The sequence below is a fragment of the Bartonella sp. TT119HLJHH genome (assembly GCF_042193385.1).
Classification (GTDB): Bacteria; Pseudomonadota; Alphaproteobacteria; order Rhizobiales; family Rhizobiaceae; genus Bartonella.
In genome coordinates this window covers 1-4,197 of record NZ_JBHILS010000042.1, presented here as the reverse complement: position 1 = coordinate 4,197, position 4,197 = coordinate 1, and the positions used below count along the sequence as shown (strand labels likewise).

Genomic DNA, 4,197 nt, shown 5'->3' with positions numbered 1-4,197 from the left:
TGGATAGCAGAGACAACGTCAACACCATTTGAGATTGCCGAAACTGTTCTTGCACATACAGTTGGGAGTTCAGTGACAAAAGCTTATATGCGAACGGATTTTTTAGAACAGCGACATATTCTCTTGGAACAGTGGGCTTCATTTATAACAGGATAGAATTTTTACAATTACCTCTGCAGTGTTTTTAGCTATTTTGAAGAGAAATTTGATATGTCCAATTCTGTGAAAATAACAGTTTTAAATGTGTAAAGCTATTATTGATAGCCTCCATGAGACGAGCAAAATTAAGAAACCATTTTCTAAAGAATTTCGCGCGTCTCAGAGTATGTTTAGAGTCGGATATTTGGTTTTTGTGTAAAAATACTTACTAATGCATCCATAATACGTGAAAAATCAAGCGCTAATAAGAGTATAATGAGTACAATCCATTTCGTATAACGCGACATCACTTTTACACTTTTGTAGGTCATGATGATTTCTTGAAGGATTTCTTTTTCTGCTTCTGTAAGCTCTGTATCGTCTTGTGTTTTTTTTCTAGCCATGTTTCCACCCACACACGCGTTCACCTAGATTATTGTGCTTTAAGATCTCTCTTGCTAAGTTTGAACTGATGGCGTTCAGATCTTGCTTATCTAAATAAATTGGCAACCAGCCAACACAAGAAGAAGCATATTTATTTGTCGTGCAACCAGTCAGAGAGAGCAGCACGCACATCAGCATCACTTTTTTGATTAATTTCATTTTCTACCTCAAGCCGTGTTGTGGCTGCTTTTAAAGCTTTTTCTGTTTGCTTTTGTTGCTCTGCTTTTTTCCCAAGAGTAAAAGCTCTTGCTAATGCAATAAAAAAAGCGGCTAAAGCCGCGCCTGTTAGCATCAGATTTCTTTTCATCCATAAGATCATAGGCGGTGCTCCTGAAAGCGTTTAGCAACAAAGAAAATACCAGCACATGCGGCTAAAACCATGATAGTGGCGAGCGCCCATTGCACTGGACCATTGCCTGCTAATAAGCCTCCAAGCCCTGAAAAAGAACCAATAATCGGTGCAAGGGCTTCTGCTTTGAAAACCCCCGTTGGTGCTTGCGTTTCTACTGTTTGATAATTGGAGGAAACATAAGCCCCTTTTGCCCATAGCCCTGTTTCTGCTGCACGCCGGTGTGCGAGACCTTCAAGACGCTTCCCGCCTGCTTTGGTCCATTTCTGTAGCTCGGCAGGGACAGCTTCATATTCACCTTGATTGAGCTTTTTTAACAGTGTCGAGTTACAAAAGGCTGTTGTTCCTACATTATAGCAAAAAGAGACTAACGCCGCGAATTGTTCATCCGTTAATGAAACTTGAACGGCTTGTTCAACGGCATTTTCAAATTGTTTTAAATCTTGGCAAAGAAGTTCTTCAGCTTGTTTTTCAGTGATTGCCATGCCTTTATGAACAAAAGGTTTTCCAGCACTGTTTGTATGTCCATAACCTATTGTCCACACCCCGATGGCATCTTTATAGGCATTTAAACGCAAGCCTTCCCATTGTTTGATCAGTGCAAGTCCCTCTAATGATATTTTTCGCATATGCTTCTCCATAAAAAAAGCTCCGCAAAAAGCAGAGCTGGATTAAAAAAATTGACATCTTTCTCATTCGGAAAGATAGCTTGGTTAAGCTTCATGTCGCTTTTTCATTGGAACAAAAGAAGATTTTTTCTCAACTTTTAATTTCTCTCTTGACAAACATTCGTTTATAAACGAATATAACATCATGTTTGAAATACGTCACTACCTTACTTCTGATGGCAAAGACTTGATAGCTGATTGGCTGCGAAAGCTCCGTGACATGCAGGCTAAAACTGCAATTATTCGCCGCCTTAATCGTTTAGAGCAGGGGAACTTTGGCGATTTCAAGCCGCTTCGTGAGGGTGTCCATGAACTGCGTATTAATGTTGGTCCTGGCTACCGAGTTTATTATGTCCAATCTGGAAAGACCGTATTGTTGCTATTATGCGGTGGCAGCAAAAAAACACAAGAGACTGATATCACTCGTGCATGTGCTTGCTGGCGTGATTGGCAAAACCGTGAAGATTAAAGGAGTGCAAAAATGAAAGACCGTAACCATGATGATGCAATGGCAGAAATATTCCGTGATGATCCTGAGTTGGCAGCGGCTACCCTTGATGCAATCCTAGCAGATGGTGATCAGGGTGAACTGCTTGTAACTCTACGCCAAATGGCCAAAGCTTATGGTGGTGTTCAAGCTGTAGCTAAAGCAGCCAACTTGAACCCAACACAACTTTACCGTACACTTTCAGAGAAAGGTAATCCAGAGTTCCGCAGCTTGAATGCTTTACTGCGTACCATGGGGTTTCGTTTGGCTGTACAGCCTCTTGAACGACCAGTTCCACACGTGTAACTTTAGTGTTCACTCCCCACCTTTAAAGATGGGGAAGGGAGGTATTTAAGCAACCTTTTTAATGGGAGGCTCCAAATTTTGTTCATAAGTTCGCAACAAAGAATCCATACGATGTGGAAGTTCTGAAGCTCCAAAATCTGTCAAAATTGCCAAGATTTTTGTAATATTGGGTACGTCATCTTGAAGCTTTAAAACCAGAGCATCTACGACCGATTCCATAACCTCAACTATAGCATTGCAGTCCTCATCTCCAATGCCTCGATGGTTAGAAAGCTTAAACAACGACAGCCACAAATCGCATAAGAAGTCGACACTGCTATTCATTGCACACCCCCAAAGATTTGTTCTCTCAAACATGCCAATCCTCTAGATGTGATTTTTGTTGAAGGCAGCACCTTTTCTGTCCCATCCGGTCTTTGAATGGTAATAGCGGGACAATCCATAAATCCTTTCTTGATTTTATCCTGATAAGGTAACAGAGGCGCCCCTGGAGCCCGTCGATAGACCCAATCATGTTTACGCAAGTAATCCGTTAAATCCTTTGGTCGTACCTCCAACATCTTTGCTGCTTCAATAAGACCAAACAGACCATCAGAGCGTTTTAAACCATCTAAAGCTTCTGCTTTTGGAGCCAATTCGGCAATAACATGATCTTTCTGCTCAATTTGACTTTGTAAGTGATTCAAAACACCAAGTAATGCTTCGGGTTTGGAGTAGTCAACTTGTGGTGTTGCTACTTGTTTCAAAAGCCGTTCACATTTGATAAAGTATTGACGCGCTTCATGCCCTTTATCATTACGCTCTATCATCGAAAGATGTTTAGCCATGTCTAAGGTGAGAGCATAATCTTTAGAAGGACGTCCACCTGAACTTTCGCTCAAAAAAGAGCAAAAGTCATGCTCTTCTTTAAATTTACAATCTTGAATACGTCTGATAATCCAATCTTTAAAACTGGTTTTTACTTCTAAAAATGCGTGTAATTCTCGAGCGTTAACAGTTTGAACTGTTTCCTGTCCAATTATTTGTTCTGATATTTTTATAAGAGTGTTCATGATGAACTCCTAGATGTTAAAGTTTTTGATTGACACTCAATAGAGAGTGCCGGGTGCTCAAAAACACGGCATCTAGTCCGTCGTTATGCCTTTCCCAAAAGGGTATTGTATAGCATAACCACACCCGACAAGACCTTTATATGCCACGGCATATAATGAGTCAAAATCTTTAATGTTCAGAAGATTGATTATTTCGGCAACCAATCCGCTAGATGTTTTAAGGTGTTTTTGAGGCACCTGATTCGATTATTCATATTGTTGCCACATTGTCAAGTTGCTTCTGATAATTTTTTGATATTTTTGCTAATTGATGCCTTCTTCATCCATATGGATAACGCCTTCACCTTCGTCGCATGCGTTTGGTGGAGCGTTTGGATCAAGGGTATCGTCCTTGTCTGGTGTTGTGTTTGCAACGTTTCCAGCTGTGTCTTCTTGGGCTTCATCAAAAAGTTCGCACTCTATTTTTGTGGTGTAACCACCCGTTTTATCAAGTTTGTGCTTAACACTTTTGATGCGCCATTCTGCTGGAATATAGGGGCGGAAAGGGGGCTTTTGAACAAGCTTTGCTTCTGCTTGTACAAAGGGATCACCACCAATATCACATGAGAAAGAAGATTTGCCACGAGATGATTTGTTGCGATAAGCAGCAATGGCCGCAACAGCTTCTGATTGATTGTGGTAGGTGTATTTGAGTTCATGAAAAGGCTCTTTACCAACCTTGACTTCCTTTTTTTCACCAGTGCGGATATCATG

Annotated in this window: 7 protein-coding genes and 2 pseudogenes; 3 read left to right on the top strand and 6 right to left on the bottom strand. The window is 40.8% G+C overall.

What is annotated here, in order from left to right:
• Positions 1-156 (top strand): annotated as a pseudogene (locus tag ACFIJL_RS08675) (integrase); the annotation flags it as partial.
• A 173-nt stretch (positions 157-329) separates the two neighbouring features.
• Here the strand turns inward: ACFIJL_RS08675 and ACFIJL_RS08670 are convergent.
• The 3 genes from ACFIJL_RS08670 to ACFIJL_RS08660 all read right to left on the bottom strand — a co-directional run bounded on the left by ACFIJL_RS08670 (position 330) and on the right by ACFIJL_RS08660 (position 1,560).
• Entirely contained in the window at positions 330-542 is a 213-nt protein-coding gene (locus ACFIJL_RS08670; protein WP_375624260.1) for a hypothetical protein, read from the bottom strand.
• Between the two features lie 131 nt (positions 543-673).
• Positions 674-901 (bottom strand): hypothetical protein, encoded by a 228-nt coding sequence (locus ACFIJL_RS08665; protein ID WP_375624258.1) that lies wholly within the window; start codon positions 899-901, stop codon positions 674-676.
• A complete protein-coding gene (locus tag ACFIJL_RS08660; protein ID WP_375624256.1) occupies positions 898-1,560 on the bottom strand; it encodes a lysozyme in 663 nt (220 codons plus the stop codon). Before ACFIJL_RS08660 ends, ACFIJL_RS08665 begins: the two co-directional genes overlap by 4 nt.
• Positions 1,561-1,744: 184 nt before the next feature.
• Between ACFIJL_RS08660 and ACFIJL_RS08655 the strand changes: the two genes are divergently transcribed.
• A complete protein-coding gene (locus ACFIJL_RS08655; RefSeq protein WP_015857128.1) occupies positions 1,745-2,068 on the top strand; it encodes a type II toxin-antitoxin system RelE/ParE family toxin in 324 nt (107 codons plus the stop codon).
• A gap of 12 nt (positions 2,069-2,080) precedes the next feature.
• A complete protein-coding gene (locus ACFIJL_RS08650) occupies positions 2,081-2,392 on the top strand; it encodes a DNA-binding protein (protein ID WP_208439803.1) in 312 nt (103 codons plus the stop codon).
• 45 nt (positions 2,393-2,437) lie between these two features.
• Here the strand turns inward: ACFIJL_RS08650 and ACFIJL_RS08645 are convergent, their stop codons facing one another.
• From ACFIJL_RS08645 to ACFIJL_RS08635, 3 genes and pseudogenes are all read right to left on the bottom strand, one after another.
• Positions 2,438-2,716 carry a hypothetical protein gene (locus tag ACFIJL_RS08645; protein ID WP_375624254.1) on the bottom strand — a complete coding sequence of 93 codons (279 nt, stop codon included), beginning with the start codon at positions 2,714-2,716 and terminating at the stop codon, positions 2,438-2,440.
• Positions 2,713-3,444, bottom strand: coding sequence for an antA/AntB antirepressor family protein (locus ACFIJL_RS08640; protein ID WP_375624252.1), 732 nt, complete (start codon positions 3,442-3,444; stop codon positions 2,713-2,715). The genes ACFIJL_RS08645 and ACFIJL_RS08640 overlap by 4 nt, the downstream gene beginning before the upstream one ends.
• A gap of 303 nt (positions 3,445-3,747) precedes the next feature.
• Positions 3,748-4,197 (bottom strand): annotated as a pseudogene (locus tag ACFIJL_RS08635) (late control protein); the annotation flags it as partial.

Bases quoted from the DNA above. Each gene is read 5' to 3' on its own strand.
- ACFIJL_RS08645 (WP_375624254.1), bottom strand. From the start codon at position 2,716: ATGAATAGCAGTGTCGACTTCTTATGCGATTTGTGGCTGTCGTTGTTT.
- ACFIJL_RS08655 (WP_015857128.1), top strand. From the start codon at position 1,745: ATGTTTGAAATACGTCACTACCTTACTTCTGATGGCAAAGACTTGATA.
- ACFIJL_RS08665 (WP_375624258.1), bottom strand. From the start codon at position 901: ATGATCTTATGGATGAAAAGAAATCTGATGCTAACAGGCGCGGCTTTA.
- ACFIJL_RS08650 (WP_208439803.1), top strand. From the start codon at position 2,081: ATGAAAGACCGTAACCATGATGATGCAATGGCAGAAATATTCCGTGAT.
- ACFIJL_RS08660 (WP_375624256.1), bottom strand. From the start codon at position 1,560: ATGCGAAAAATATCATTAGAGGGACTTGCACTGATCAAACAATGGGAA.
- ACFIJL_RS08670 (WP_375624260.1), bottom strand. From the start codon at position 542: ATGGCTAGAAAAAAAACACAAGACGATACAGAGCTTACAGAAGCAGAA.
- ACFIJL_RS08640 (WP_375624252.1), bottom strand. From the start codon at position 3,444: ATGAACACTCTTATAAAAATATCAGAACAAATAATTGGACAGGAAACA.